Below are 26,186 nucleotides of genomic sequence, written 5' to 3'. Positions count from 1 at the left end.
CTCCGTTATGCGGCGTTAAACGCGTCCGGGTAGAGGTTCAGAATGTCGGTAATATCCTGCTGAGATAGCCCGTGATGTTCATTAATGGCGGCATTATGGTTCACAAGTTGGATCACCTTGAGAACGTCGCCACGGCAGGAAAAGCGGTAGCGCAGGTGTGCGCCGATACCATCCGGGTTTTTCTCGTCGATACGCTCTAGTTGAATATCAAGCTGGCGCTCCAGTTCAGACGCATAATTACGCCCGGATGAAAGACGGCAGTAGCGCAGGATGTCATTTTCTGTCCATCCCTCTACGCCAGTGCGCAGCATATAGACGCGGGCGCGGTGTTTCTTTGGGGTACGCTTAGGTACTTGTACCGGGCTGGTGGTCGGCGTAATATCAGACGTGCGAATATCTGAGTTAGCCGCCTGCTGTACGGGGCGGTTTTTCTTTTTCATTACGCCACCTTTCCCCGGCGCTCAGCCAGCCAGTTATTAATCTCTACCGCATCAAAGGCGGTCACATTATCGGTGAGTTTCACTGGGCGCGGCAGCGTTCCGTTCTTAACCCAGCGGTCAATGGTTGGCATGGAAACACCCAGAAGTTCCGGCATACGAAAACGGCGGATGTATCCAGTAGTGGGAAATGCTGATTGCGCTGCGTGGTGTACTGTCATATGTCCCGTAACTCCTGTGATAGCTGTTGTTACGGTATGAGGTTAGCGGCTAAAAAATGAGAGCATAAGGTACAGTAAGCGCACTGTACCCTTACACTAAATTAACTCTTCCCCTTCCCGTTGACTGAGGCTCTTAGATGTTTAAGGATCACATCACCATTGGTAATCATTAATGGTGGAATTTCATCTTTGTGTTTAAGTAAGCAGTCCCGCCATTTTTCAGGACTGACTTCTTTTCTTTCCCCTCGGCAGTCGTCAGGATATTTACTTAGGATATAAATAGCAGCTTTCAATAACCCCTCTCTATTGGAAGCATGTCTCTCAGCTTTTTTATTAACTGGTAGTGGTGAGGTGGATAAAATATTGGGGCTATTTCTTGTTGCAAGATTGGTTTCTGATGTGATTTCCTTGCCGCCATTGCATAGCAATTCAAGCTCATAACTGGTTATATACATATCCTTACTATGAACAGTATACCAGTCATCGAAATAAAATCGTCCAGCAACGTAGCCATCTCTAAATGTTGCATTTTCGCATCTGGGCACATCAAGAGTATCGATAGTTATATCCCAATCATCCCAGTAATCAGATAAATACCTCTCCTCTGCTTCGATAAACTCTTGAGGGATCGCCAGAAAACCACTCCATTTTTCAATGGATTTATTCCCTGAGTTCATATCATATTGCTCTGTAACAGAGAAATAATCTGACTTATAGCTAAATCTTAGGCAGTGTAGATCAGCATTAGGTTCAGGCTTAATATCATATTTTTCTTTTAAGTAATCGACAGGCAAAATACTATCAGACTCAACATTAATTAACTTTACTTCCTCGTTCTCATTTTTTGGCGAGCTATCGAATAGAAATTCAATGTGAGGCATCTTAATACAAAACTGTAATAAGCCTATTGAAGCAAAATGTATTAAATCAGACACTTCGCACTTAGTGATTTTGGCTACTTTTTCAAGCGAATAATATCTATGCTTTGGTAAGATCATCACGCTACCTTTCACGCTTTGCCTTTCACTTGATTGAGCCAGGCGGTAAGGCTTCCGCTTTTCATCCCGTCGGACTAGGCTCAATCTATTCTTACGATAGCTTATGCGTCTTTATAATAGGCGTCACGTTGTAATCTTCGCCACTCTCTAATGCCACCAGCAAATCACACCACAACGTAAGTGCGGCTTTGCGTTCCTCAAAATATTGGTAGCGGTTATAAATCCCTTCAACCCCCTTAATTCGGTGGTTAAGGCAGCGTTCGGCCACCACTGGATCAACGCCCAGCGCAGCAAGGTGGGTGCGGGCAGTACGCCGGAAATCATGAATGGTGTAGTTGGGTACATTGGGCATTTCAGCACGAACCTTTGCCAGCGCAACGGGCAGGGTGCTTTCCTGAATATGTGGGATCATGCGGTTTTGCATCTTTCTGGCAGGTAATACCCATTTGCTATTGCACGAAAAGGTGCGCAGTTCTCGCAGCCACTCTACTGCTGGTGACGGCAACGGTATGTCGATGGCATCGCCGTTTTTACTTCGTTCTTCTGGCAGATGCCAGATTGCCCCCTCAAGGTCGAATTCTTCCCAGCGGGCGGCACATAGCTCCATTTTACGTACGCATAAGGTTAGCAGTAGCTTAAATGTAAGTTCATTCTGGCGGCTAAACCCTTTAGCCTGTCGCATGGCTTGAAACAGTCTGATCAACTCGTCACGGGTAAGCCATCGTTCACGGGCAACCTCTTTCCCGCCAGCGTCCGAAACCTCAAAGGCTGAGCACGGATTTATCTCCAGCGCGTGCCGTTTAATTCCGTAATCAAATATGCGGCGCGTCCAGCGTAGAACGTCCGTCGCTATGGTTGGCGCTCCACGGTCAACAATGCCTTTTAGCATGTCGTCAATGTGGCGTGGTTTCACGTCCTCCACCCTCATTTGACCAATGCAGGGGTTTATATCTTTGTCGATGCGGCGACGGAGAATGTCTGGGTGCTTCCAGCGTGGCAGGATCTGACGCTCGAAATATTCTGCGGCAAGCTGAGAAACACGCATGGCGTTTTTGTCATCTTCAATTTTTGCCAGTGCTTTGGCTTTGCGTTCCTGTTTCTCCCCGGCAACGTCATAGCCTAAAGATACGCGGGCGGATAGCTCTTTGGCGGTTTCTCTGGCTTTGGCTAGTGACAGTTCAGCATAAGAGCCAATTAGCATCGCTCGTGACTTCCCGGCAAGCTTATATCTGAACCTCCACGTGGGGGTCTTATCAGCTTCACGGTAGCGGAGATATAACCCGTTCCCGTCAGCCCGTCCCTCGAATCGCTCCCCGGCCTTAATCCATGCGCGGATCTGCATATCAGTTAGTTTTGGCATTTTGCGAATATCCAAACTTTGAATAGAGGGTGTACCCAAAATGATGTACACAAACCACAATGGGTACACCATTGTGTACACCCTAATCATGCGCTCTGTTGCGTTGTCATGATAGCCCATGATAACAAAAAAGCCCGCAATTTCGCGGGCTTCTTAGTTTTTTGATGCTTGGTGCGAGCTGCTGATAGCTTACTCGATATTCTGGATCTGCTCGCGCATCTGCTCAATAAGCACCTTCAGCTCAATGGCGGAATTGGTGACGTCGGCATTGATCGATTTCGAGGCCAGGGTGTTCGACTCCCGGTTGAACTCCTGCATCATAAAGTCGAGGCGACGGCCTACCGCTTCTTTCTTCTTCAGAATGTTGTAGGTCTCTTTAACGTGCGCTTCCAGACGATCCAGCTCTTCGGCCACGTCCACACGCTGCGCCATCAGTACCAGTTCTTGTTCCAGACGGTTGTTTTCCAGCTGAACTTCAGCTTCTTCCAGTTTCGCGACCAGGCGTTCGCGCTGCCATTGCAGCACTTCTGGCATATGGGTGCGAACTTTAGCCACTTCGGTGCTAACGCCTTCAAGACGCTGCTCAATCAGCGCTTTCAGCGCCTGACCTTCGGTTTCGCGGGCAACAATAAAGTCATCCAGCGTGCCGTCGAGAGCTGCAAGAATTTCCGCAGTAATTGCATCCAGATCCTGCTCGCCAGCGGCCATCACGCCAGGCCAGCGCAGAATATCAACCGGGTTGATTTCACCTTCATCGCTCTGCATTTTGACCCAGTTCGCGGCATTGACGAGCTGCTTCGCCAGTTTTTCGTTGAGGATCAGCTCACCCTGTGCGCTGGCATCCGGCTCAAAGCGCAGGTTACATTCCACTTTACCGCGTGTCAGACGAGTACGGATACGCTCACGCACCACAGGCTCAAGACTGCGGAACTGCTCCGGCATACGGAAATACGTTTCCAGATAGCGCTGGTTTACCGAGCGCATTTCCCAGGTAGCGCTACCCCAGCTACCCTTGATTTCACGCCGGGCGTAGGCGGTCATACTGCGGATCATAGACATTCCCGTTTTTAAAGGAGAGATGGGGGGATTATAGCTTTCAGGGGCTTCTCAGGATAGGAATAAGCGTCCTTTATCCGTATAATGCGCAGCCACATTCGTTTCAAGCCGGAGAATTCATCATGCGTCCAGCAGGTCGTAGCGCCAATCAGGTGCGTCCCGTCACCCTGACCCGTAACTATACAAAACACGCTGAAGGCTCCGTGCTGGTTGAGTTTGGTGACACCAGGGTACTGTGTACTGCCTCTATCGAAGAAGGCGTTCCTCGCTTCCTGAAAGGCCAGGGCCAGGGCTGGATCACTGCGGAATATGGCATGCTGCCACGTGCAACCCATACCCGTAACGCCCGCGAAGCGGCAAAGGGTAAACAGGGTGGCCGTACTATGGAGATCCAGCGTCTGATCGCGCGTGCACTGCGTGCAGCCGTTGATCTGAAAACCCTGGGCGAATTCACCATTACTCTGGACTGTGATGTGATCCAGGCTGATGGCGGCACGCGTACGGCGTCGATTACCGGCGCATGTGTGGCGCTGGCCGATGCACTGAACAAACTGGTTGCTGCCGGTAAGCTGAAAACGAACCCAATGAAAGGGATGGTTGCGGCGGTTTCCGTCGGTATCGTTAACGGTGAAGCGCTGTGCGATCTGGAATACGTTGAAGATTCCGCAGCCGAGACCGACATGAACGTGGTAATGACCGAAGACGGTCGCATTATTGAAGTGCAGGGCACAGCGGAAGGCGAGCCGTTTACCCACGAAGAGCTTCTCACCTTGCTGGCGCTGGCCCGAGGGGGAATCGAATCCATTGTAACGACGCAGAAAGCGGCGTTAGAAAATTGATTTTAAAGGCGACCAGTGAGTCGCCTTTTTTTTGCCTGTAAGACAGAAAAAACCAAAGGAGCGAATCCATGAAATCGTATCAGCGCCAGTTTATTGAGTTTGCGCTTAACAAGCAGGTACTTAAGTTTGGCGAATTTACGCTGAAATCCGGGCGTAAAAGTCCCTATTTCTTCAACGCCGGGCTGTTTAATACCGGGCGCGATCTGGCATTGTTAGGCCGTTTCTATGCCGAAGCGCTGGTGGATTCCGGGATCGATTTCGACCTGCTGTTTGGCCCGGCTTATAAAGGCATTCCGATTGCGACCACTACGGCGGTGGCGCTGGCGGAGCACCACGATCGCGATGTGCCATACTGCTTTAACCGTAAAGAAGCCAAAACCCACGGCGAAGGCGGCAATCTGGTGGGCAGTGCGCTGCAGGGCCGCGTTATGCTGGTGGACGATGTGATCACCGCAGGCACTGCTATTCGTGAATCGATGGAGATTATCCAGGCTAACGGCGCTACGCTTGCAGGTGTACTGATTTCTCTGGATCGCCAGGAGCGTGGTCGCGGCGAAATTTCTGCAATTCAGGAAGTGGAACGTGATTACGGCTGCAAAGTGACGTCGATTATCACACTGAAAGATTTGATCGCGTACCTGGAAGAGAAGCCAGAGATGGCAGACCATCTGGCAGCAGTGCGTAAATATCGGGAAGAGTTTGGCGTGTAATGTACTGCCCGGTGGCGCTGCGCTTACCGGGCCTACATAACCGTAGGCCGGATAAGGCGAAGACGCCATCCGGCAACAGTGTTACTGCAACTGGGCAGCCACTAACGGCCAGCGGGCGTCAAAATCGTCCGTTGGTCGGTATTTGAATTCACTGCGCACAAAGCGGGAGAGCATCCCTTCGCAAAACGCCAGCAGCTGGCCCGCCAGCAGCGTTTCATCGGTGTTGTAACCTTCACCTTCACGCATTTTCTTCTCGCGCAGTACCTGTCGCAGCTGGGCTTCAATACGCTCAAAAAGCTGGTTAATGCGACCCTGCAGCCTGTCTTGTTCGAACATCAGCGCGTGGCCGGTCAGGATACGGGTTAAACCGGGATTACGTTCGCCAAAGCCCAGAATCAACAGCACAATCAGACGCAGACGCGCGCTGGTGTCTTTTTCATCTTTCAGAATCAGGTTGATGCGTGTGATCAGGCTGTCTTCGATAAACTCGATCAGGCTGTCGAACATCCGGGTTTTGCTCGGAAAATGGCGATACAGTGCCGCTTCCGACACGCCTACAGAGGCCGCCAGTTTTGCGGTGGTGATGCGTTGACTGCCATCGCTGGATTCAAGCATCAGAGCCAGAGACTGAAGTATTTCTTCGCGACGGTTCCTTTTCGCGGTTTGTTTTTCTGCCATGTTACAAAATACCCCTGAAAATAAGCACTGCCAGGCTGGCATCCACACAGCGACCGCAAACTACGGTTTGCGGTTTGTTATTGCATTATGGCGCTGTGAGATGCGTAACTGTCGGGCGATTATTTACGCCCGGAATGGCCGAAGCCGCCTTCGCCACGGTCGGTAGCGTCAAAATCTGCCACCAGATTAAATTCGGCCTGCACCACCGGTACGAATACCATCTGTGCGATGCGCTCACCGGGTTCGACGGTGAAGCTGTCCTGACCGCGGTTCCAGACGGAAACCATCAGTTGACCCTGATAGTCAGAGTCGATCAGGCCGACCAGGTTACCCAGCACGACGCCATGTTTATGACCCAGGCCAGAACGTGGCAGGATCACCGCTGCGAGTGATGGGTCAGCAATGTGAATCGCCAGACCGGTCGGGATCAGGGTGGTTGCACCCGGAGCCAGTTCTACGGCGTCATCGAGACAGGCGCGCAGGTCAAGACCGGCGGAGCCGGAGGTGGCATAGGTTGGCAGCGGGAATTGCTCGCCAACACGCGGGTCCAGAATCTTAACGTCGATTTTTTTCATCATAACGGGTAACGATCTCGTCCAGTAATTGTTGGCCCAGGAGTTCCTTGCGCTCAAGCGGTAAGACTTTATCTCCATCCTGCCAGAAAAGGTGCAGTGCGTTGCTGTCGCTGTTAAATCCTTGTGTGGCCAGCGATACGTCGTTCGCGCAAATCAAATCGAGGTTTTTGCGGGTACGTTTTTGCCGGGCATATTCTTCCACATTATTCGTTTCTGCGGCAAACCCAACAACGTAAGGACGATGGCTTTTCAGTGCGGCAACGCCGGCAACGATATCCGGGTTTTTCACCATTTTTAGTGTTAATTCATCGCCTTGCTTTTTAATTTTGGCATCAGAAATTGTCTCGGCGCGGTAATCGGCGACGGCGGCACAGCCGATAAAAATCTGCTGATTTTGCGCATGTGCCTGTACAGCGGCTTCCATTTCCAGTGCGGTAGTGACATCAATGCGCTGCACAAATGGAGGGGTAGGCAACAAGACCGGGCCGCTCACCAGCGTGACGTTCGCACCGCGTTTTGCCGCTGCGGCAGCAATGGCAAAGCCCATCTTACCGGAGCTATGGTTAGTAATGTAACGCACCGGGTCCAGCGGCTCACGCGTTGGGCCCGCGGTAATCATGATGTTGAGATGTTGCAGATCGTTGACAGGCGAAAAATGAGCGGCGGCCATATCGACGATAGCCAGTGGGTCAAGCATGCGCCCTGGGCCAATATCGCCACAGGCCTGGCTGCCGCTGTCCGGCCCCCAGATCAACAAGCCGCGAGAGGACAGCGTCTCCAGATTGTGCTGGGTGGCGGCATTGCGGTACATCTGCTGGTTCATGGCGGGCACGACGGCGACAGGGGCAGGCGTCGCCAGGCAAATAGTCGAGACCAGATCGTTCGCCATACCCGCGGCTACACGGGCGATTAAATCTGCCGTGGCGGGGGCAAGGATAACCAGGTCTGCCCATTTCCCCAGCTCGATATGACCCATCGCGGCTTCCGCGGCTGGATCAAGCAGGCTGTCAGATACCGGGTACCCTGAAACGGCCTGCAGGCTCAGAGGAGTGATAAAGGCTTTGCCGCCTTCAGTTATCGCGACCCGCACGTCGGCCCCGCGTTCGCGCAGACGACGCACCAGATCCGGCGCTTTATAGGCAGCAATACCGCCGCTCACGCCAAGAACGATTTTTTTACCGGCCAGGCTCATCATGATTCTTTCCTGTTGGGTTTCACCAGAGAGCGGGCATTTTATCACAATCCAAAAATCGGGGTGCTTTTGTCCTTCAGTCACTTTGCGAGGCGTTACGCAAGAACGAAACATGGCCGTCGAGCACCGGATGTACCTGTGGCAGCATAATGGCAAACATAAGGAGACAGCACATGGAAGAGACTGAACTGCTGCTACCGCGTGAAAAACTGCTGCGCTATGGCGTCACGTTGTTAAAAGATGACGAACTGCTGGCACTCTTTTTGCGCACCGGGACGCAGGGGAAGACGGTGTTTACGCTGGCAAACGATTTGATAGACCACTTTGGCTCACTGTACGGTTTGCTGACGGCTGAACTGGAGGCGTTCCGACACGTTGAGGGGATTGGGGTCGCGAAGTACGCTCAGTTAAGAGGCATTGCCGAACTGGCACGGCGTTTTTACAATGTCCGTCTGGAAGAAGAAGATCCGGTTCTGACGCCAGAAGGCGCGCGTGAATTCCTGCAGAGCCAACTGGCGGATGCGGAGCGCGAGATCTTTATGGTGATCTTTCTCGATAACAGGAACCGGATACTGAAACATAGTCACCTGTTTTCGGGAACATTGAGCCATGTTGAGGTTCATCCGCGTGAAATTGTGCGGGAAGCGATAAAAGTGAATGCAGCCGGCGTGATCCTCGCGCATAATCACCCCTCTGGCTGTGCACAACCGAGCAGAGCTGACAAAGAAATCACCGAACGCATTATCAAATGCTGTCAATTCATGGACATTCGTGTACTGGACCATCTGATAATTGGCCGCGGAGAGTACATTTCTTTTGCAGAACATGGTTGGATTTAGACCATTTCACGCGATCCATCGGGATCTTTGTCTGTTCGGGACTTGAGCACACCGCCGAGTCAGCGTATACTACGCCACCTTTGAGAATCTCGGGTTTGGCATTTGGGCCTGGCAATCGAGAGTTCACTTAGAACTATGCGATGACCGGGCTGTAAAGCCTGACGAGGCGCCGATACCCCATACGAAGCTCGAGCTAATTTGATTTTTGGAGAATAGACATGTCCCGAGTCTGCCAAGTTACTGGCAAGCGTCCGGTGACCGGTAACAACCGTTCCCACGCACTGAACGCGACTAAACGCCGTTTCCTGCCGAACCTGCACTCTCACCGTTTCTGGGTTGAGAGCGAGAAGCGTTTTGTCACCCTGCGCGTATCTGCTAAAGGTATGCGTGTAATTGATAAGAAAGGCATCGATACAGTTCTGTCCGAACTGCGTGCCCGTGGCGAAAAGTACTAAGTACTTAAAGAGGAAATAAATCATGGCTAAAGGTATTCGCGAGAAAATCAAGCTGGTTTCTTCTGCTGGTACAGGTCACTTCTACACCACCACGAAGAACAAACGTACTAAGCCGGAAAAACTGGAACTGAAAAAATTCGATCCAGTTGTACGCCAGCACGTACTGTACAAAGAAGCTAAAATTAAATAATTTTAGTCTCCTTGTATTGAAAAACCCCGCAACTGCGGGGTTTTTTGCATTCTGCATCTCTCAACGGAGGAACCATGCCTGAATTACCTGAGGTAGAGACCAGCCGTCGCGGTATTGAGCCCCATCTGGTCGGCGCGACCATTCTTCATGCTGTTATCCGAAATGGTCGTCTCCGCTGGCCGGTTTCCGATGAGATCCATGCCCTGAGCGACAAACCCGTTCTCAGCGTCCAGCGCCGTGCCAAGTATCTGCTGCTGGAGCTGCCAGATGGCTGGATCATCATCCATCTGGGGATGTCCGGGAGCCTGCGCATCCTTACTGAAGAACTGCCTGCGGAAAAGCACGACCACGTCGATCTGGTGATGAGTAACGGTAAAGTGCTGCGTTATACCGACCCACGACGCTTTGGCGCGTGGCTATGGACCAAAGAGCTTGAAGGACATAGCGTGCTGGCACACCTGGGGCCAGAGCCGCTCTCAGAGGCCTTTAACGCGGAATACCTGAAAGCGAAGTGTGCGAAGAAGAAAACCCCGATCAAACCCTGGCTGATGGATAACAAGCTGGTGGTCGGCGTGGGGAATATTTATGCCAGTGAATCGCTGTTTGCTGCCGGGATCCATCCCGATCGGCTGGCCTCTTCGCTGTCGGCACAGGAGTGCGAACTGCTGGTCAGGGTGATTAAAGCGGTGCTGCTGCGTTCAATTGAGCAGGGAGGGACGACGCTGAAGGACTTCCTGCAGAGCGACGGTAAGCCGGGGTATTTTGCGCAGGAGTTGCAGGTGTATGGCCGTAAAGGCGAGTCGTGCAGAGTCTGCGGAACGCCAATTATTGCAACGAAACACGCCCAGCGTGCCACGTTCTACTGCCGTCAGTGCCAGAAGTAAGCGTAGGCCCGGCAAGCACAGCGACACCGGGCAAAAAGATTTACTTCAGTTTCTCCATCAATGCCTGATGGACATTCACTGGCAGGAAATGGGTCACATCGCCGTGATGACGAGCCACCTCTTTCACCAGCGTGGAGGAGATAAACGACCACTCTTTGGATGGCATCAGAAACACACTTTCCAGCTCCGGCATCAGGTGGCGGTTCATGTGCGCCAGCTGCATCTCATACTCGAAGTCAGCCACCGCGCGTAAACCACGGATCAGGATATTGGCCTGTTGGGTGCGGGCGAAATTGGCCATCAGGTCGCTGAACCCTACCACTTCAACGTTCGGCAGGTGCGAGATCGCCGCGGTAGCCAGCGCAACGCGCTCGTTAAGGTTGAACATCGGCTTTTTGCTGGGGCTGGCGGCAATCGCCAGAATCACCTTGTCGAACATGCTCGTCGCACGGGTGATGATATCAAGATGACCGTTGGTGATCGGATCGAAGGTACCCGGATAAATCGCTTTTGTGCTCATGGCTCACGTTTTCTCTGAGTAGCCGCGGCAGAGCGCCCACAGCTCGGTGTATTTGTTAAAAGTATACTGGGCATTCACCACCGCCAGTAGCCAGCCCTGTTTTCCGTCCAGCACCCCACCGCGCAGCAGCAGCGTTTTCAGAAACGCGCCCAGCGTGTGGGTAAAAATACCGGTCAGCGTGGCCTTCTTGCCGCGCTGGTGGCGTTCCTGTGCCCATGCGGTGGCGTAGTTGAGCTGTTTACGCTGGAAACTGGCGAAATCCCGGCAGGTCAGGTGGAGCAGATCGCCCGTCAGGGGGATCACCTGAGCGTTGTCACAGGCCAGGGATTCGTGCACCAGATTATTGTTGTACTGATACTGCTCGCGCTCATACAGGCGCATCACGCGGTCAGGATACCAGCCGCTGTGGCGCATAAAACGACCGAGGAAGTAGTTACGACGCGCAATGCTATATACCGCGCCAGGATGAGGTGCGGCGAGCACGGTCTGAATGGCTTGCTGCAATTCCGGCGTGATGCGCTCGTCGGTGTCGAGCATCAGCACGTAATCACCGGTGGCGTACTCCTGCGCGCGCTGGCGCTGGATGCCATAACCCTGCCAGTCGGTGTTGGTATACACTTTTGCACCCGCTGCGCGGGCGACCTCCACCGTGTTGTCCGTACTACCGGAATCGAGCAGGACCATTTCGTCAGCCCAGGCGACAGAAGCCAGGCAGTCCGGAAGCAGGTCGGCGGCGTTTTTGGCGATCATCACGACCGACAGACGCGTTGACATTAGTGGCTCCGCTGAGGCAGATAAGGTTGCAGAAGTTGCAGCAGACGGGTCAGTGCGCCCTGGTTCTGATGCAGCACTTCGACGGCATGACGACCATACCACAGGCGGTAATCTTCGTCGGTCAGAAGGGTCGAAACCTCCTTCACCACCGAATCCGCGTCGGTTACGGTAATTAAACCATCGGCTTGCTGCAATTTAGCGCAGATATCTTTGAAGTTAAACGTGTGTGGCCCCATCAGCACCGGAATGGCATGCGCGGCAGGCTCCAGCGGGTTATGACCACCGCGCTCGACCAGACTGCCACCGACAAAAGCGAGGTCAGCAATGCCGTACAGCAGCATCAGTTCGCCCATCGTATCGCCAATCACCACCTGGGTGCTGCCGGACGGGATCTCACCGCTGCTGCGCAGGGTGAAGCTGAAACCGCCTTTTTGCACCATTTCACGGGCATCTTTAAAACGCTCCGGATGGCGAGGAACCAGGATCAGCAATAAATCAGGGAATTTTTCCAGCAGCGTACGGTGAGCTTGCAGGATGACCGCTTCTTCACCGTCGTGGGTACTGGTGGCAATCCAGACCTGACGACGCGGTGCCCACTGGCGGCGCAGCGTCACCGCACGGGCGGCGAGTTCAGGCGTGACGGAAATATCGAACTTCAGGCTGCCCGTCACCGCAAGCTGGTTGCGTTTCAGGCCCAGAGAGAGAAAGCGCGCTGCGTCTTCTTCGTTCTGCGCAGCAATCAGCGTGATCTTACTGAGCAGGCGACGCATAAATTTACCCAGCTTGCCGTAGCCTTTCGCCGACCGCTCTGAGAGACGGGCGTTGGCAATCACCAGCGGGATTTTACGGGCATGCAGGGCGGAAATCATATTTGGCCACAGTTCAGTTTCCATCACGATCACAAGCTTCGGGCGAACGGTGTCCAGGAAACGGCTCATGGCGCAGGGCAGATCGTAAGGCAGATAGACGTGATGAACGTCTTTACCGAATGCGGACATCACGCGCTCAGAGCCGGTCGGCGTCATGGTGGTGACGGTGATAGGCAGTGACGGATAGCGGTGGCGCAGGGCGCGAACCAGCGGGATCGCCGCCAGCGTTTCGCCAACAGAAACGGAATGCAGCAAAATACCGTCCGGGGCGACTTTATTGCGGCAGTAACCATAGCGTTCAGCCCAGCGTTTACGATACGCAGGCGCTTTACGGCTACGAAGCAACAGTCGCAGCCACACCAGTGGCTGAATGATGTAGAGCAGGGCGGTATACAACAATTCCAAGCGATTATCCGTTTTTTTTAGTTTCGGCGGGCAAATTCTAAGCATTTAAGCCAGGTAAAGCTATCTCTTATGCCAGATACCGTTTTAAACGGAAATAACGGCGGCCCAGTCGCCAGTGCTGGCGCAGCCCACGGGCGTTTTTCCAGATCAGTGCCCAGATCCCCCGGTCGAACAGTTCGCGGATGATTTCGCGTTTTTTGCTGGGATCGCCAATGTTGTTAATGGCGTGGAGAATGCCCAGCCCCTCTTTCGCGATTTGCCACTGGCAAGCCGGAACCCGGCGCACGGTATCCGGGTAGCGCTGGTTGATAACATCCAGCATCTCAAGGATCTTCATGTAGTGGCGTGCGTTACGCATACGCGAGTCATCCGTACCCGGCGTGTGTGACACCGAAGCGGAGTGAATAAGGTAGTCGTAGAAGGTTTCGTCGGTGTACTGCACGCGTCTGGCGGTCAGCAGCACTTCGGTCGTCCACGGAATATCCTGATGACGCAGGCCATGTTCAAAGGTGAAGCCCTGCTCCTTAATGAACGCGTGGCGATAAATATTCAGCCAGGTGACGTGCAGGAATTTACGTGATGCCAGCGCGCGCTGTAGCCACGTTGGGCCGTCCAGCACGTCGGTAGATTGCAGTTTGTCTGACGGGAAGATTTTCTTTGACGGTCTTCCGTCATCGTAAATATAGGTGCCGTTGCAGGTCGCGACATCGAGATCGTTCTTTTTAGCCATCTCAAGCAGGCGCGGATACATGCCCGGATAGATCACATCGTCGATGTCCGGGAATGCAACATACTCGCCCGTCGCTTCTGCCAGGCCGGTATTGCGGGCTGCGGATACGCCCTGGTTGGCCTGGTCAATCACCTTGTAGAACGGGAATTCACTGGCGTATTGCGCAATGATGGCCGCAGAGTTGTCATTTGACCCGTCGTTCACAACGACCAGCTCCAGACTGTCCAGATGTTGAGCTTTGATGCTGTCGAAAAATGCACTCAGGAATTTTTCACCGTTATAGACGGCGACCACAAGGCTCAATAAAGGTTTGTCGGACATGCTTTCTCCGTTGTGTTCAGGGCAGGCCACCCATATTGGTGATACCATTCGTGCTGTATTATATCTGGTGGATACTAAAAACATATGCCTGGAGGGACAAAGATCCCGTCAGGCGGCAAATTAGCGTCACGCTGGCGAGATTCTTAACAGGAAATGTATGCATATTGTTCACACTGAAGCAGACGGCGGCAAAGGCGGACAGCCTCTGCGCATTATTAACGAATCGCTAGGGATGATTCAGCGTGGCCATCAGGTGACCATTCTTTGTCCGGAAACCGCGCCGCTGCATGCGCTGGCGCGTGATGCCGGGTTAACGGTTGTCACCATGCCGTTAAAGCGTAAGAACCTTAAAAACCTGCAGTTGCTGCGCCGCTGGCTGAAGGCTAACCGTCAGTCCATTGATGTCATCAATAGCCATAACTCTGCCGATACCTGGCTGGTGGCACTGGCGAACCTGACGCTCGCAAACCCGGTGCCGCTGGTGCGTACCCGCCATGCCTCAGGCGTGCCGCGTAATAACTGGACCACCCGCTGGCTGTTTCGCACCGCCTGCGCGCATATCGTAACGACTGGCGAAGCGCTGCGTCACCAGGTGGCGAATATTGGCGTACCGATGTCCCAGAGCACGTCGGTGCCAAGCGGCGTGGATACGCAGCGTTTCCGTCCGGGGGATAAGCACGAGGCGCATGCGCACTGTGGGCTATCGCAGGATGACTTCTGGCTTGGCGTGGTATCGCACCTGCGTCCGAACAAAGGACACAGCGTTTTGCTGCGCGCGCTGGCGAAGATCGACAACCCGCACCTCAAACTGGCGATTGTCGGTGAAGGGCCGCATAAAGCGACGCTGGAGCAGGAGATTGTGGGTCTGGGGTTGCAGCAGCGCGTGGTGATGGCGGGGCATCGTAGCGACCCTGAACGCTGGTTCCCGGCCTTTGATATTGCGCTCAGCCCGTCTCACGATATGGAAGGTGTGCCGCAGGGCGTGCTGCAATCATTAGCCTCCCGCATTGCCACTATTGCCACTGACGCAGGTGGTACGGGAGATGCGGTGATTAATGGTCAGACGGGGATTTTGATCGCACAGCGCGATGAAAACGCGCTGTGCGATGCAATTGTGAAGCTCTGTGACGATGCCACCCTCCGCGAGACGCTGGCGCAGCAGGGGTATGATTACCTGAGCACCCACTTTACCCGCGAATGTATGCTGGACGCGATGGAGAAGGTTTTCTCCGATGCGGCTCAGCGCAGTAAATCGCGATAAAGCGCCTGCAGCTCTTTGGCCATTCTGTCCAGGGTATACGGTTCCGCTGTTGCGCGTGCGGCAGCGGAATAATCGACACCCTGATTGCGGCCTTTTAGCCATTGAGTGATGGCCTGCTGGTAGCCTTCGCTATCCAGCGCGTCGCATACCCAGCCGTTTTTGCCCTCTTCAATCCACTCTGCAGCACCACAGCCGTGGCTGGTAAGCAGCGGCAGACCGCAGGCCAGCGCTTCCACGCAGACATTCGGGAACGGGTCGTAGAGCGTCGGCAGGATCAGGGCATCAGCCGTGCCGTAGACCTCACGGACATCTGCCACCGGGCCGAGGAAACGCACCCGTGACGCCACGCCCAGCGTTCGGGCGAGCTTTTCAAACTTACGCGCATGCTTATCGCGTCCGGCAACCAGCAGCCAGACGTCAGGATGAGGCACGATGGCGCGTAGCGCAGTGGCCACACCTTTACGGCTAAATCCGGAGCCGACATACGCCAGAACCGGCGCATGCTGCGGGATACCGAGCGTATCGCGCTGCGACAGCGCGCGGACATCCGGGCTGAAATGCGCAGTATCCACGCCGTTGTATATCACCGTCAGCTTGTCATCCGACAGGGCAAAACGACGGGCGATATCATCGCGCACCATTTTCGAATTACAGATCACCTTGCGCAGCTGCGGATGGGTAAACATCTGTGCTTCCGCCTGCAAAATATAGCGGTGATAGCGGCTCAGCGACTGCGCCCAGCGCGCCAGTGGCGACAGAATGCGGCCATACTGCTCAAGCCAGGTGGCGTGAACGCCATCGCCTGCGCGGAAGATGGTTGCTCCCGGGATGCGCTCGTGGCTTTGCACAATATCGAACTGTGCGAAATGCGCGGCGGCTTCGGCGGCAAAACCAGATTCCCGCGCGATGCGGTTACGAAACGGTGGGTTCACCGTCAGCGTTTTCCAGCCGGAAGCATCTTCCCACTGGCGGGCGATCAGCGTGACGTCGAGCGACGTGTCCTGTGCCAGCACGTTCAGCGCACGGGAGACAAAACGCTCCGCACCACCGTTGGGGTTGTAAGTCTGTCGGACTATCGCCAGCTTCATGCAGGATTTTCCAGGAGCATTGTGTCGATGGCGCTCAGCACCTGCTGCGGCGTGATGGCCGTGATGCAGTCAGAGACACCGCCGTCGCCGCAACCCGCTTTACCGCACGGCTGGCAGGTAAACCCGGCAACGATCACGCGATAATTAACGCCCCACGGTGCCCATTTAATGGCTCCGGTTGGGCCGAAGATGGCAACGGTCGGCGTACCGACGGCACTCGCGAGGTGCATTGGCATGGAGTCCACGCCGAAGTAAACCCGCGCGTGTTTCATCAGTGCGCCCAGCTCTTTGAGGTTCAGCTGACCGCTTAAATCAAACACCGGCTGGGTGAGTGCGGCACGCAACTCATCCATGTAGGCCTTCTCGTCTTTTGACGGTGCAGCGGAGAGGATAATCGGCAGGCCGCGAGCCGCCAGGTTATCGATGGTGGCCGCCAGCTTTTTGATATCCCAGGCCTTAAACATCCAGCGCGACGTTGGATGCACCAGAATATAGGATTTACTCTGGAGCCCGAATCCGGCCAGTTTTTCGGCGACAGACGCTTCCGCCGCGTCGCCCGGTACAAACAGGGTGTGCTTATCTTCATCGGACTGGGGGTGAATGCCGATCCGGCGCAGGGCATCCAGGTTCACCTCGACCATATGGCGGCTGTTGTCCTGAATCGCCGGGTAGAGCGTGGTGAAGGATTTCACCCAGCGACGGCGTGCCAGGCCACCGCGTTTATCAGGCCGAAAGCCCACGGAGACGCGCGGTTTCAGGCGACGCGCCAGACGTGCGCCGTGCCAGTGTTCGGTCAGGTTAATCAGTACATCGTACTGACGGCCTTTCAGGGTACTCAGCAGCGCACGGTAGAGACGGAATTGTTCAAACCAGCCCTTTTTACGCCAGTTGCGCCCAATGGTATGCACCTGGTCGATATGCGGGTGGCTGGTCAGCATCGCCTGCGTGTCGTCATAGACCAGCGCGTCAACTTCCACGTCCGGCCAGTTCTTTTTCAGCACGGTAAACACCGGCGAGGTAAGCAGAACGTCACCGTGGTGACGCAATTTAATGATCAGCACGCGCTTTGGTGGGCGCTCCGCTGAGAAAAAATCAGACATAGGCTCTCTCTGCTGCCAGCAAAGGCTCTAATTGCGCAAATACCGCAGCGGCACTGAGGTCGCTCAGCTGCGATGAATGTTCCGGGCGGCAGACATATTGATTTTTTCCGTAGCCGCCGATAAGACCCGGGTCCGTTGGGCCGTAAAGCGTAATATTAGGTCTGTCCAGCGCGGCCGTCAGGTGGCTTAAGCCCGTATCGACGGAAACCACTGCCGCGGCACCTGCCAGCTCTTGTGCCACGCCATCCAGCTTCATGCGCGGCAGAACGTCCACGTAATCAAACCCGTCTGCCAGGCGTCTGGCTCGTGCCTCTTCGTGCGGTGCACCCCACGGCAGTTTGATGCGCAGTCCCGCGTTGCCAAGCAGGCCAATCAGTTCGCGCCAGTGTGCTTCCGGCCAGTGTTTATCGTCCCGGGTGGTCGCGTGGAGAAAAATCAGATACGGCGCGTTGTCAGGCAGCGAACCGTGAAGAAAATGCTGAGAAATGGCGTAATCGCCCTGCATGTGTGGTTTCGCATAGCCGAGGCTTTTGGCAAACAGCTCGCGGGTGCGTTCCACGGCGTGCTGCTGTTTAGCAATATGGTGCCGACGGTTATAGAACAGGCTCGCCAGCGGCTCGCGGGCGGTTTGCCAGTCCATGCCGTGCTTTACGCCGTGCGCCAGACGCGTCACCAGCGCGGCGCTTTTGACCAGCCCCTGCGCGTCAATGATGGCATCGTAATGCTGAGCCTGTACCGCATCGCGGAAGGCTTTACGTTCAGCTTTAATCGGTGCGGAGAACCACGCTTTGCGCCAGCGGCGGATAGCCACCGGGATCACACGGTCGACCGCTTCATGCCAGGTGGGGATCTGCGCGAAGCCTTCTTCCACCACCCAGTCAAAACGAATGCCGGGAATGGCCTGCATGGCATCCGTCAGCGAGGGCAGCGTATGCAGCACATCACCCATCGAAGAGGTTTTAACGATCAATACCCGCATTCGTTATCCTTCTTCGCTCAACAGCAGGTCGTTGAGTTCTTCCAGAACGCGTTGCGGCGTAATGTCGATCAGACTCTGGTGATAACCTTCAGCTGCATCGCCTTTACGCACTTTATGGTAGCCAGTGATCAGGCGAATGACGCGTGCTTTATTCGACAGCGGCGGCGTAAAGTCCGGGCTACTTGGGCCGTACAGCGCAACCAGCGGGCGGTTTAGCGCGGCGGCAACGTGCATCAGGCCGGAGTCGTTGGTGACCACGGCTTTACAGGCGGCAATCAGGATCACCGCTTGCTCCAGCTGGGTTTCCCCCGCCAGATTGCGGCACCAGGCTTGTTGTTCGGTACTGAGTGCGGCAAGGATTTCGTTGCCCGCCTCGTGGTCTTTCGCCGAACCGAACAGCACAATCTGGTAGCCTTCGTCGATCAGCTGCTTCGCCAGTTCGGCGTAGTGATAGTGCGGCCAGCGTTTTGCCGGGCCGAACTCTGCGCCAGGGCAGAAACCGATCATTGGGCGTTCAGACGAAATGCCAAATGCATTACAGGTCTGGGATTTCTCACCCTCGTGAACCTGTAGCTGCGGCCACAGAAGCGGCTGCGGCAGGTCTTTCGCGCTGCGCATCACGCCTTTGTCGTAGGCCAGCGCCACGTAGCGTTCCACCATCAGTGGCCAGGTGGCTTTATCCAGCACGCGCGCGTCGTTCAGCAGGCCGTAACGCATTTCACCGCGCCAGCCAGTGCGATGTGGTACGCCGGCAAAGAAGGGCACTAAGGCCGATTTGAAGGAGTTAGGCAGCACGTAAGCGCGGTCGTAGCGCTTGTCACGCAGGCTATGGCCGAGCTTGCGGCGTTCGCCGATTTCCAGCGCCCCGTGGCCGAGCGGCATCGGGATCGCCTCATTCACTTCCGGCATCCGCGATAAAAGCGGACGGCACCATGCGGGTGCCATCACGTCGATTATCGCCTGGGGATAGCGCGCCTTGAGCGTGCGATAGAGACTTTGCGACATCATCATGTCGCCCACCCAGGACGGGCCAACCACCAGTATTCTCATCGGTTGCTTGCCTTACGCGTTGCGGTTCAGCCAGGCCATATATTCCGTTACGCCTTCGGCAACGGTCTTGAACGGCTTGTCGTAGCCCGCAGCACGCAGGTTGGTCAGATCGGCCTGCGTGAATGCCTGGTAGCGGCCTTTCAGTTTATCCGGGAATGGAATGTACTCAATGCTGCCTTTCTTGTGGTATGCCAGCGTTGCGTCAGCCACCGCCTGGAAGGATTCCGCGCGGCCTGTGCCCAGGTTGAAGATGCCGGAGACGCCGTTTTCCCAGAACCACAGGTTCACGGCGGCAACGTCACCGACGTAGACGAAGTCACGCTTAAAGCTGTCGCTGCCTTCGAACAGTTTCGGACTTTCGCCATTATTCAGCTGGGTGTTCAGGTGGAATGCCACGCTTGCCATGCTGCCTTTGTGACCTTCACGCGGCCCGTAAACGTTGAAGTAACGGAAGCCGACAATCTGGGAGTTCGCTTCTGGCAGCACCTGACGCACGTACTCGTCGAACAGGAATTTAGAGTAACCGTAGACGTTCAGCGGTTGTTCATATTCGCGGGATTCGATGAAGTCAGAGGTACGACCGCCATAAGTTGCCGCAGAAGAGGCGTACAGGAACGGAATTTCACGCTCCAGGCAGTAGTGCAGGATCTCTTTGGAGTACTGATAGTTGTTGTCCATCATGTACTTGCCATCCCACTCGGTGGTGGAAGAGCATGCACCTTCATGGAAGATAGCTTCGATCTCGCCGAACTCTTCACCTGCCATAATCTGGATAAGGAAGTCTTCTTTATCCATGTAGTCAGCAATGTTCAGATCCACCAGGTTTACAAATTTGGTGCCGTCTTTCAGGTTGTCCACCACCAGGATGTCGGTGATGCCTTTGTCATTGAGAGCCTTAACAATATTGCTGCCGATAAAGCCCGCGCCGCCGGTAACGATAATCATAACTGTAACCTTTGAAGTGTGGAGTCCGGGGACAATCCCGGACGCTAATGTTTCTATCATATCATTAGTATGGCGACCCTACAGCCATTCACCGACATACACTTCATCCTTCACGCCGCCTCGGCGTTGGCTGCGTTCAGAAACCCCGGTCACATAGTTATCTATGCTCCCGGGGATTTCTTCTCTTGCCGCCTTGATGCAACGTGAATGATTTTGTGTATGTGTAAAAAGACTACACGTGATTTATGCTGCAAAAACGAGAAGAGATAATGTGTCATCTCGTCATGAACTATAGGTTTGGGTAATATGTGCCGAAATTTGCCGAGTCTGGAGAATTGCAATGCGTGGTGATTTTTACAAACAGTTAAACAACGACCTGGACACCGCACGTGCGGAAGGGTTGTTCAAGGAAGAGCGGATTATCACGTCTGCTCAGCAGGCGGACATCACTGTTGCCGATGGCAGCCATGTGATCAACTTTTGTGCGAACAACTACTTAGGTCTTGCGAATCACCCTGAGCTGATTGCCGCTGCAAAAAACGGTATGGACACCCACGGTTTTGGTATGGCCTCCGTGCGCTTTATTTGCGGTACGCAGGACAGCCACAAGCAGCTTGAGAAAAAGCTGGCGAATTTCTTAGGTATGGAAGATGCCATTCTGTACTCCTCCTGCTTCGACGCCAACGGCGGTCTGTTTGAGACCCTGCTCGGCGCAGAAGATGCGATTATCTCCGACGCCCTGAACCACGCCTCCATCATCGACGGCGTGCGTCTGTGTAAAGCGAAGCGCTTCCGCTATGCCAACAACGATATGGCTGAGCTGGAAGCACGTCTGAAAGAAGCGCGTGAAGCCGGTGCTCGTCATGTTCTGATTGCCACCGACGGCGTGTTCTCGATGGACGGCGTGATTGCCAACCTGAAAGGCGTATGCGATCTGGCCGATAAATACGATGCGCTGGTGATGGTCGATGATTCTCACGCTGTGGGCTTTGTTGGCGAAAATGGCCGTGGTTCCCACGAATACTGTGACGTGATGGGCCGTGTGGACATCATCACCGGTACGTTGGGCAAAGCGCTCGGCGGCGCGTCTGGTGGCTATACCGCCGCGCGCAAAGAGGTAGTTGAGTGGCTGCGCCAGCGCTCCCGTCCGTACCTGTTCTCCAACTCCCTGGCTCCGGCCATCGTTTCCGCCTCCATCAAAGTGCTGGAGATGGTGGAGTCAGGCGCTGAGCTGCGCGACCGTCTGTGGTCAAACGCGCGTCTGTTCCGTGAAAAAATGAGCGCCGCAGGTTTTACCCTGGCCGGTGCTGACCACGCGATCATTCCGGTGATGCTGGGCGATGCAGTGGTAGCGCAGAACTTTGCCCGCGAGCTGCAGAAAGAAGGGATTTACGTTACCGGGTTCTTCTTCCCGGTGGTACCAAAAGGTCAGGCGCGTATCCGCACCCAGATGTCTGCGGCGCATTCGCCTGAACAAATTGAACGTGCGGTGGAAGCCTTTACCCGCATCGGCAAACAGCTGGGCGTAATTGCCTGAGGACGTGTGATGAAAGCGTTATCCAAACTGAAAGCGGAAGAAGGGATTTGGATGACCGACGTGCCGGAGCCGGAAGTCGGTCATAACGATCTGCTGATCAAAATTCGTAAAACCGCCATTTGCGGCACTGACGTTCATATCTACAACTGGGATCAGTGGTCACAGAAAACCATTCCGGTACCCATGGTGGTTGGTCACGAATATGTCGGCGAAGTGGTCGGTATTGGCCAGGAAGTGAAAGGTTTTAAAATTGGCGACCGCGTCTCCGGTGAAGGCCATATTACCTGCGGCCACTGCCGTAACTGCCGTGGCGGACGCACGCACCTGTGCCGTAACACCATCGGCGTGGGCGTCAACCGTCCTGGCTGCTTCGCGGAATATCTGGTGATCCCGGCATTCAACGCGTTCAAAATCCCGGACAACATTTCTGACGATCTGGCGTCCATCTTTGACCCGTTTGGTAACGCGGTACACACGGCTCTCTCCTTCGATCTGGTCGGCGAAGACGTGCTGGTTTCCGGCGCAGGCCCAATTGGTATTATGGCAGCAGCGGTCGCGAAGCACGTGGGCGCGCGTAATGTTGTGATTACTGATGTGAATGAATACCGTCTGTCCCTGGCGCGCAAAATGGGCGTAACCCGCGCGGTCGATGTCTCCAGAGAAAGCCTGAGCGATGTAATGGAAGAGTTGGGCATGACCGAAGGTTTTGACGTTGGTCTGGAGATGTCCGGTGCGCCACCGGCGTTCCGCACCATGCTCGATACCATGAACCACGGCGGCCGTATTGCGATGCTGGGTATCCCACCGTCAGATATGTCCATCGACTGGAATAAAGTCATCTTTAAGGGGCTGTTCATCAAAGGTATCTATGGTCGTGAGATGTTCGAAACCTGGTACAAGATGGCCGCGCTGATCCAGTCTGGCCTGGATCTGTCGCCGATTATTACTCATCGTTTCTCCATCGATGAGTTCCAGAAAGGCTTTGACGCGATGCGTTCCGGTCAGTCCGGGAAAGTTATCCTTAACTGGGATTAAACCTGCCTCCAGGCACCCGCGCCGACGGGTGCCTTTACGCTTTTTAGCGGTTTGACTTTCCAGGGGTTACTTGTTAACTTCTGGCGAATTTTTCTCCATTTTGTCTTCTCCGCACGTTCATTCTTGCAGTCATAATGATTACGTCAGGAAAGATTTTTGTCAGTCTAATCAGGTCATTATGTCCACACTGTTTTCGCAAAAGTTGGTTGATACCCCTTCAAGGCTTGCCGCTTTTTTTACTGTGGTAATTTCCCTGCTAATAATCATTGGTGTTAATATTATTAATGCCAAATATAATGCGGTGATTAACCGAACGCTGGTATTTCTGCTGATATTACTGACGCTCAAATGTCTTAATAACAAATTAATCAGAAATATACTGGCGGCTGTTTTACTCATTCCGATCGCAGCGGATATTACGCTGCAGTTATATGCATGGAATAATTTCGACTCAGCGTTTAGTTATGGATTTGCGTTAAGTGTGCTCAATACCACGCCGGGTGAAGCCAGTTCGATGCTCGGGTTGTACTGGCGTGACTGCCTGACGTTTGTCGCGCTGTCCGCGCTGTTTATTTATACCGCGAATACAGGAATGTGGCCTGTTGCACCCCGTTTTCGTCGCTGGCCTGCTATTGCGCTGGCCGTGACGTTGCTTGCTTTTTATGGCCAGGCGCTGCAGCACCAACTCAGGAAAAGCAGCGTTGAGAGTCTGGCGCAGCGTGTAATTCAGGCGACGCCTGTCAGCACGGCAAAAGTCTTTATGCAGGCGATTGAAGATAACGCGGTGGTGGCCAATATCGGCAACAATATTCCTGATTACAAACTCACCCTGTCGGATACCGGTATCGACAACTATGTGCTGATCATCGGTGAGTCCGAGCGTACGGCAAATATGGGTATCTATGGTTATCAACGCGATACCACACCTGAGCTGGTGAAATACCAGTCGCAGCTTTTACTGTTCCGCAATGCCGTAACGCCTGCCCCTGTCACGATCATGGCGGTGCCATTAGCCATGACGGCGGATACGGTAGGTGCGCGCGATCCCCGTAATTATGGCGATAACGTCATTAATATCGCCAATAAAGCAGGGTATGACACCTACTGGTTTAGCCGTCAGGGCAAAGGCGGTGCGCATAATAACGTTATCACCGGTATTGCCATGAATACCAAACAGCATGAGTGGGTGGAAGGGGGATACGATGAAGGCCTGCTGCCCTTGCTGAGCGATGCACTGAAGAAACCGGGCAAAAAAATCATCGTATTGCATTTGAATGGTAGCCATGAACCGGCCTGCCGACGTTTCCCGGCTAATCAGGCGGTGTTAACCGGAGGGAGCGAGGCTGATGATTGCTATGACAACTCCGTGCGGTACACGGATACGGTGATGGGCAAAGTGTTTAACATGCTGGAAAGCTCACGTTCATCGGTAATGTATTTCTCCGATCATGGCCTGATTCGCGACCCGCAGCGTGCAGTGGTTTACTCCCACGGGAATGTCAATCCGCCGAGAGAGGCTCTGCATATTCCTGTGTTTATCTGGTATGGGCATCAGGTTGATTCTGCTCATAAATATACCGGAGACTACAATACCGTCTGGTCGGCTGATGATGTTAATACCCTCGCGGAACTGTGGCTTGGGATCCATCGCCAGGGAGAGCCTGTTCACACTGTACAGTCCTGGCTTGCCGGTTATGATAAAAATGTGTCCGTGCTGGACACGACAGGTAAGTCCTATGAGTGGCGCAATATTCGTTAACACAGACGCGATAAACTTGTTTTTAGCGGTGTGTTAGCCTGCGATGTCTTCTGGTAAATGGAATCATGATGATTAGTGTAAAACGAGATAAGGTCCAGTTTGCGTTATTGCAATTACTCTTTGGACTGTGCGTGATAGCTTTCGGCTGTGTTGTCGTTTCTCCCAATCTTTCTGCCAAAATTTTGGGTGTGGCAGGTATTACTGCGCTAGTGATTTTCCTGCTGGATCTCAGGAACTTCAAAAAGAATGATGCATTTTGGCTCTGTCTTGTGCTGCTGGTCATCGGCATCTGCGATCTGGTGTGGTATCGGATGTATAAGGTGGATAACAGCACGGCGATAAACTCATATCGGGCATACCTTGAAGTGGGGAAAATATTGCTGTTTGGTGCGTTCTCTATCTTCGTCTTTGTGAACAGACACCAGATAAAAATAGGCAACAATACAATTCATATGTTGCTGGCCATTGCCTTACAGATAATGATTGTTATCTATGCAGGTTATCAGTACCTCTTCCTTAAAGACGCAAGAGTGGCGCTGTCTCTGACTGGAGGGGCTGATGCGACAGGGGCCGCCTATACAATTGCTTTCATCTCCTTCTATACCATACTGGTTCTGCAGCACAGCTCATCCAGATGGAAAGAGTTTTTCATCCTGGGCCATTTTTTCGTGACCTTCCTGGTGTTAGTCGCGACAGAAACACGGGCCGCTATTTTGACCTATCCCATTATTTTCTTTGGTCTGCTGGTGGTTAAACTCTATAAGGAAAAGCATATTCCCTGGAAAGGTGTCGCTGTTTTTCTGATCGCATTACTGGCGGGTGCGTTTATGATGAAAAATAGTTTGCAACAACGATATAACGACCTCAACAGCGATATCGTGGCCTATGATAAGAACAACAGCGTAACGTCTGTAGGGGCGCGTTTTGCCATGTGGAAAACAGGGCTTGCAGCTGCTAAAGATAACTACCTGTGGCAGTCAACTGATGAACGTAATGCAAAAATAGTGGCTGAAGTAAAACGTGATCCGAGCCTGAGTGGTGCGCTGGATCATATGCAAGGCCATCTACATAATGAAGTGGTAGAAACACTTTCCTTAAAAGGCCCGTCAGGATTAATTCTGTATATTCTGTTTGTGATATCGCTCGGCTGGTACGCATTGCGGAAACAAAAAAGTATTATTCTTTTCGCGTTCCTGGTCTCGATAATTATGTTTGGGCTGAGCGGTGTGATGCTTTATTCAAAAACAACACCTGTTGCCTGGATGCTTACACTGATAATGTCGATTGTTTTCCTGGAGCAGAACAAACACCGTACGGTCATTAAGTAACCGTTTTGATTCTCCACCGGGAAAAAGGTATTCTCCTGGTGGAGAAATGTC

The 26,186-nt window shown here is 53.7% G+C and carries 28 protein-coding genes; 11 read left to right on the top strand and 17 right to left on the bottom strand.

Features of this window, described 5'->3' with window-relative positions; all coding sequences use genetic code 11:
• Positions 1–5: 5 nt before the first annotated feature.
• The 5 genes from HV318_RS13170 to HV318_RS13150 all read right to left on the bottom strand — a co-directional run bounded on the left by HV318_RS13170 (position 6) and on the right by HV318_RS13150 (position 4,069).
• A complete protein-coding gene (locus HV318_RS13170) occupies positions 6–440 on the bottom strand; it encodes a PM1773 family protein (protein WP_045620578.1) in 435 nt (144 codons plus the stop codon).
• Entirely contained in the window at positions 440–658 is a 219-nt protein-coding gene (locus tag HV318_RS13165) for a helix-turn-helix transcriptional regulator (protein WP_047026876.1), read from the bottom strand. Before HV318_RS13165 ends, HV318_RS13170 begins: the two co-directional genes overlap by 1 nt.
• A gap of 101 nt (positions 659–759) precedes the next feature.
• Positions 760–1,656, bottom strand: a complete 897-nt coding sequence (locus HV318_RS13160) for a hypothetical protein (RefSeq protein WP_182273116.1) — start codon at positions 1,654–1,656, stop codon at positions 760–762.
• A gap of 91 nt (positions 1,657–1,747) precedes the next feature.
• Positions 1,748–3,016, bottom strand: coding sequence for a tyrosine-type recombinase/integrase (locus HV318_RS13155; RefSeq protein WP_079796044.1), 1,269 nt, complete (start codon positions 3,014–3,016; stop codon positions 1,748–1,750).
• 189 nt (positions 3,017–3,205) lie between these two features.
• The gene (locus HV318_RS13150; RefSeq protein ID WP_182273115.1) at positions 3,206–4,069 is read right to left on the bottom strand and encodes a YicC/YloC family endoribonuclease; all 864 of its coding nucleotides are present in this window, start codon (positions 4,067–4,069) and stop codon (positions 3,206–3,208) included.
• A gap of 125 nt (positions 4,070–4,194) precedes the next feature.
• Between HV318_RS13150 and rph the strand changes: the two genes are divergently transcribed.
• Together rph and pyrE are read left to right on the top strand one after the other, a co-directional pair.
• On the top strand, positions 4,195–4,911 hold the full coding sequence (gene rph, locus HV318_RS13145; RefSeq protein WP_182273114.1) for a ribonuclease PH: 717 nt from the start codon (positions 4,195–4,197) through the stop codon (positions 4,909–4,911).
• Between the two features lie 68 nt (positions 4,912–4,979).
• Positions 4,980–5,621: an orotate phosphoribosyltransferase gene (gene pyrE / locus HV318_RS13140; RefSeq protein ID WP_152082717.1), complete on the top strand. Its 642-nt coding sequence runs from the start codon at positions 4,980–4,982 to the stop codon at positions 5,619–5,621.
• 81 nt (positions 5,622–5,702) lie between these two features.
• Here the strand turns inward: pyrE and slmA are convergent, their stop codons facing one another.
• From slmA to coaBC, 3 genes are all read right to left on the bottom strand, one after another.
• Positions 5,703–6,299, bottom strand: a complete 597-nt coding sequence (gene slmA / locus HV318_RS13135) for a nucleoid occlusion factor SlmA (RefSeq protein ID WP_182273113.1) — start codon at positions 6,297–6,299, stop codon at positions 5,703–5,705.
• Between the two features lie 119 nt (positions 6,300–6,418).
• Complete coding sequence (gene dut / locus HV318_RS13130) at positions 6,419–6,877, bottom strand: dUTP diphosphatase (protein WP_182273112.1); 459 nt, start codon at positions 6,875–6,877, stop codon at positions 6,419–6,421.
• Positions 6,855–8,066 carry a bifunctional phosphopantothenoylcysteine decarboxylase/phosphopantothenate--cysteine ligase CoaBC gene (coaBC, locus tag HV318_RS13125; protein WP_182274596.1) on the bottom strand — a complete coding sequence of 404 codons (1,212 nt, stop codon included), beginning with the start codon at positions 8,064–8,066 and terminating at the stop codon, positions 6,855–6,857. The genes dut and coaBC overlap by 23 nt, the downstream gene beginning before the upstream one ends.
• 173 nt (positions 8,067–8,239) lie before the next feature.
• Here coaBC and radC point away from each other — a divergent pair, with 173 nt between their 5' ends.
• From radC to mutM, 4 genes are all read left to right on the top strand, one after another.
• Positions 8,240–8,905, top strand: a complete 666-nt coding sequence (gene radC, locus HV318_RS13120; RefSeq protein ID WP_182273111.1) for a RadC family protein — start codon at positions 8,240–8,242, stop codon at positions 8,903–8,905.
• A gap of 218 nt (positions 8,906–9,123) precedes the next feature.
• On the top strand, positions 9,124–9,360 hold the full coding sequence (rpmB, locus tag HV318_RS13115) for a 50S ribosomal protein L28 (RefSeq protein WP_002436699.1): 237 nt from the start codon (positions 9,124–9,126) through the stop codon (positions 9,358–9,360).
• A 22-nt stretch (positions 9,361–9,382) separates the two neighbouring features.
• Positions 9,383–9,550, top strand: a complete 168-nt coding sequence (gene rpmG / locus HV318_RS13110; protein ID WP_003024094.1) for a 50S ribosomal protein L33 — start codon at positions 9,383–9,385, stop codon at positions 9,548–9,550.
• Between the two features lie 74 nt (positions 9,551–9,624).
• Positions 9,625–10,434: a bifunctional DNA-formamidopyrimidine glycosylase/DNA-(apurinic or apyrimidinic site) lyase gene (gene mutM / locus HV318_RS13105; RefSeq protein ID WP_182273110.1), complete on the top strand. Its 810-nt coding sequence runs from the start codon at positions 9,625–9,627 to the stop codon at positions 10,432–10,434.
• Positions 10,435–10,474: 40 nt separating this feature from the next.
• Here the strand turns inward: mutM and coaD are convergent, their stop codons facing one another.
• The 4 genes from coaD to HV318_RS13085 form a co-directional block, all read right to left on the bottom strand.
• Positions 10,475–10,954: a pantetheine-phosphate adenylyltransferase gene (coaD, locus tag HV318_RS13100; RefSeq protein ID WP_182273109.1), complete on the bottom strand. Its 480-nt coding sequence runs from the start codon at positions 10,952–10,954 to the stop codon at positions 10,475–10,477.
• A 3-nt stretch (positions 10,955–10,957) separates the two neighbouring features.
• Positions 10,958–11,728, bottom strand: a complete 771-nt coding sequence (locus HV318_RS13095; protein WP_182273108.1) for a glycosyltransferase family 2 protein — start codon at positions 11,726–11,728, stop codon at positions 10,958–10,960.
• Entirely contained in the window at positions 11,728–13,002 is a 1,275-nt protein-coding gene (gene waaA, locus HV318_RS13090; protein ID WP_182273107.1) for a lipid IV(A) 3-deoxy-D-manno-octulosonic acid transferase, read from the bottom strand. Before waaA ends, HV318_RS13095 begins: the two co-directional genes overlap by 1 nt.
• A gap of 67 nt (positions 13,003–13,069) precedes the next feature.
• On the bottom strand, positions 13,070–14,053 hold the full coding sequence (locus HV318_RS13085) for a glycosyltransferase (RefSeq protein WP_182273106.1): 984 nt from the start codon (positions 14,051–14,053) through the stop codon (positions 13,070–13,072).
• A 157-nt stretch (positions 14,054–14,210) separates the two neighbouring features.
• On the opposite strand from HV318_RS13085, the gene HV318_RS13080 reads away from it, so the two are divergent.
• A complete protein-coding gene (locus tag HV318_RS13080; protein WP_182273105.1) occupies positions 14,211–15,314 on the top strand; it encodes a glycosyltransferase family 4 protein in 1,104 nt (367 codons plus the stop codon).
• Here the strand turns inward: HV318_RS13080 and HV318_RS13075 are convergent.
• From HV318_RS13075 to rfaD, 5 genes are read right to left on the bottom strand one after another with little or no spacing between them, the layout of a single operon-like run.
• Positions 15,293–16,402 (bottom strand): glycosyltransferase family 4 protein, encoded by a 1,110-nt coding sequence (locus tag HV318_RS13075; protein WP_182273104.1) that lies wholly within the window; start codon positions 16,400–16,402, stop codon positions 15,293–15,295. The genes HV318_RS13080 and HV318_RS13075 overlap by 22 nt on opposite strands.
• On the bottom strand, positions 16,399–17,502 hold the full coding sequence (gene rfaQ / locus HV318_RS13070) for a putative lipopolysaccharide heptosyltransferase III (protein ID WP_182273103.1): 1,104 nt from the start codon (positions 17,500–17,502) through the stop codon (positions 16,399–16,401). The genes HV318_RS13075 and rfaQ overlap by 4 nt, the downstream gene beginning before the upstream one ends.
• Positions 17,495–18,481 (bottom strand): lipopolysaccharide heptosyltransferase RfaC, encoded by a 987-nt coding sequence (gene rfaC / locus HV318_RS13065; protein WP_182273102.1) that lies wholly within the window; start codon positions 18,479–18,481, stop codon positions 17,495–17,497. Before rfaC ends, rfaQ begins: the two co-directional genes overlap by 8 nt.
• Positions 18,482–18,484: 3 nt before the next feature.
• The gene (gene rfaF / locus HV318_RS13060; RefSeq protein WP_182273101.1) at positions 18,485–19,531 is read right to left on the bottom strand and encodes an ADP-heptose--LPS heptosyltransferase RfaF; all 1,047 of its coding nucleotides are present in this window, start codon (positions 19,529–19,531) and stop codon (positions 18,485–18,487) included.
• 12 nt (positions 19,532–19,543) lie between these two features.
• Complete coding sequence (gene rfaD, locus HV318_RS13055) at positions 19,544–20,476, bottom strand: ADP-glyceromanno-heptose 6-epimerase (RefSeq protein ID WP_182273100.1); 933 nt, start codon at positions 20,474–20,476, stop codon at positions 19,544–19,546.
• 340 nt (positions 20,477–20,816) lie between these two features.
• Between rfaD and kbl the strand changes: the two genes are divergently transcribed.
• The 4 genes from kbl (at position 20,817) to HV318_RS13035 (ending at position 26,135) form a co-directional block, all read left to right on the top strand.
• Positions 20,817–22,013 (top strand): glycine C-acetyltransferase, encoded by a 1,197-nt coding sequence (gene kbl, locus HV318_RS13050; protein ID WP_182273099.1) that lies wholly within the window; start codon positions 20,817–20,819, stop codon positions 22,011–22,013.
• 9 nt (positions 22,014–22,022) lie between these two features.
• Positions 22,023–23,048 carry an L-threonine 3-dehydrogenase, zinc-binding type gene (gene tdh, locus HV318_RS13045; protein WP_182273098.1) on the top strand — a complete coding sequence of 342 codons (1,026 nt, stop codon included), beginning with the start codon at positions 22,023–22,025 and terminating at the stop codon, positions 23,046–23,048.
• Between the two features lie 178 nt (positions 23,049–23,226).
• Complete coding sequence (locus HV318_RS13040) at positions 23,227–24,807, top strand: phosphoethanolamine transferase (protein WP_182273097.1); 1,581 nt, start codon at positions 23,227–23,229, stop codon at positions 24,805–24,807.
• Positions 24,808–24,872: 65 nt separating this feature from the next.
• Entirely contained in the window at positions 24,873–26,135 is a 1,263-nt protein-coding gene (locus tag HV318_RS13035; protein WP_346010706.1) for an O-antigen ligase family protein, read from the top strand.
• The last annotated feature ends 51 nt before the right edge of the window (positions 26,136–26,186 follow it).

The sequence above is a fragment of the Enterobacter sp. RHBSTW-00901 genome (assembly GCF_014103115.1).
GTDB classification, from domain to species: Bacteria; Pseudomonadota; Gammaproteobacteria; order Enterobacterales; family Enterobacteriaceae; genus Enterobacter; species Enterobacter cloacae_P.
Note: the sequence above shows the minus strand (reverse complement) of the source record. Positions and strands in the feature narration are given on the sequence as shown.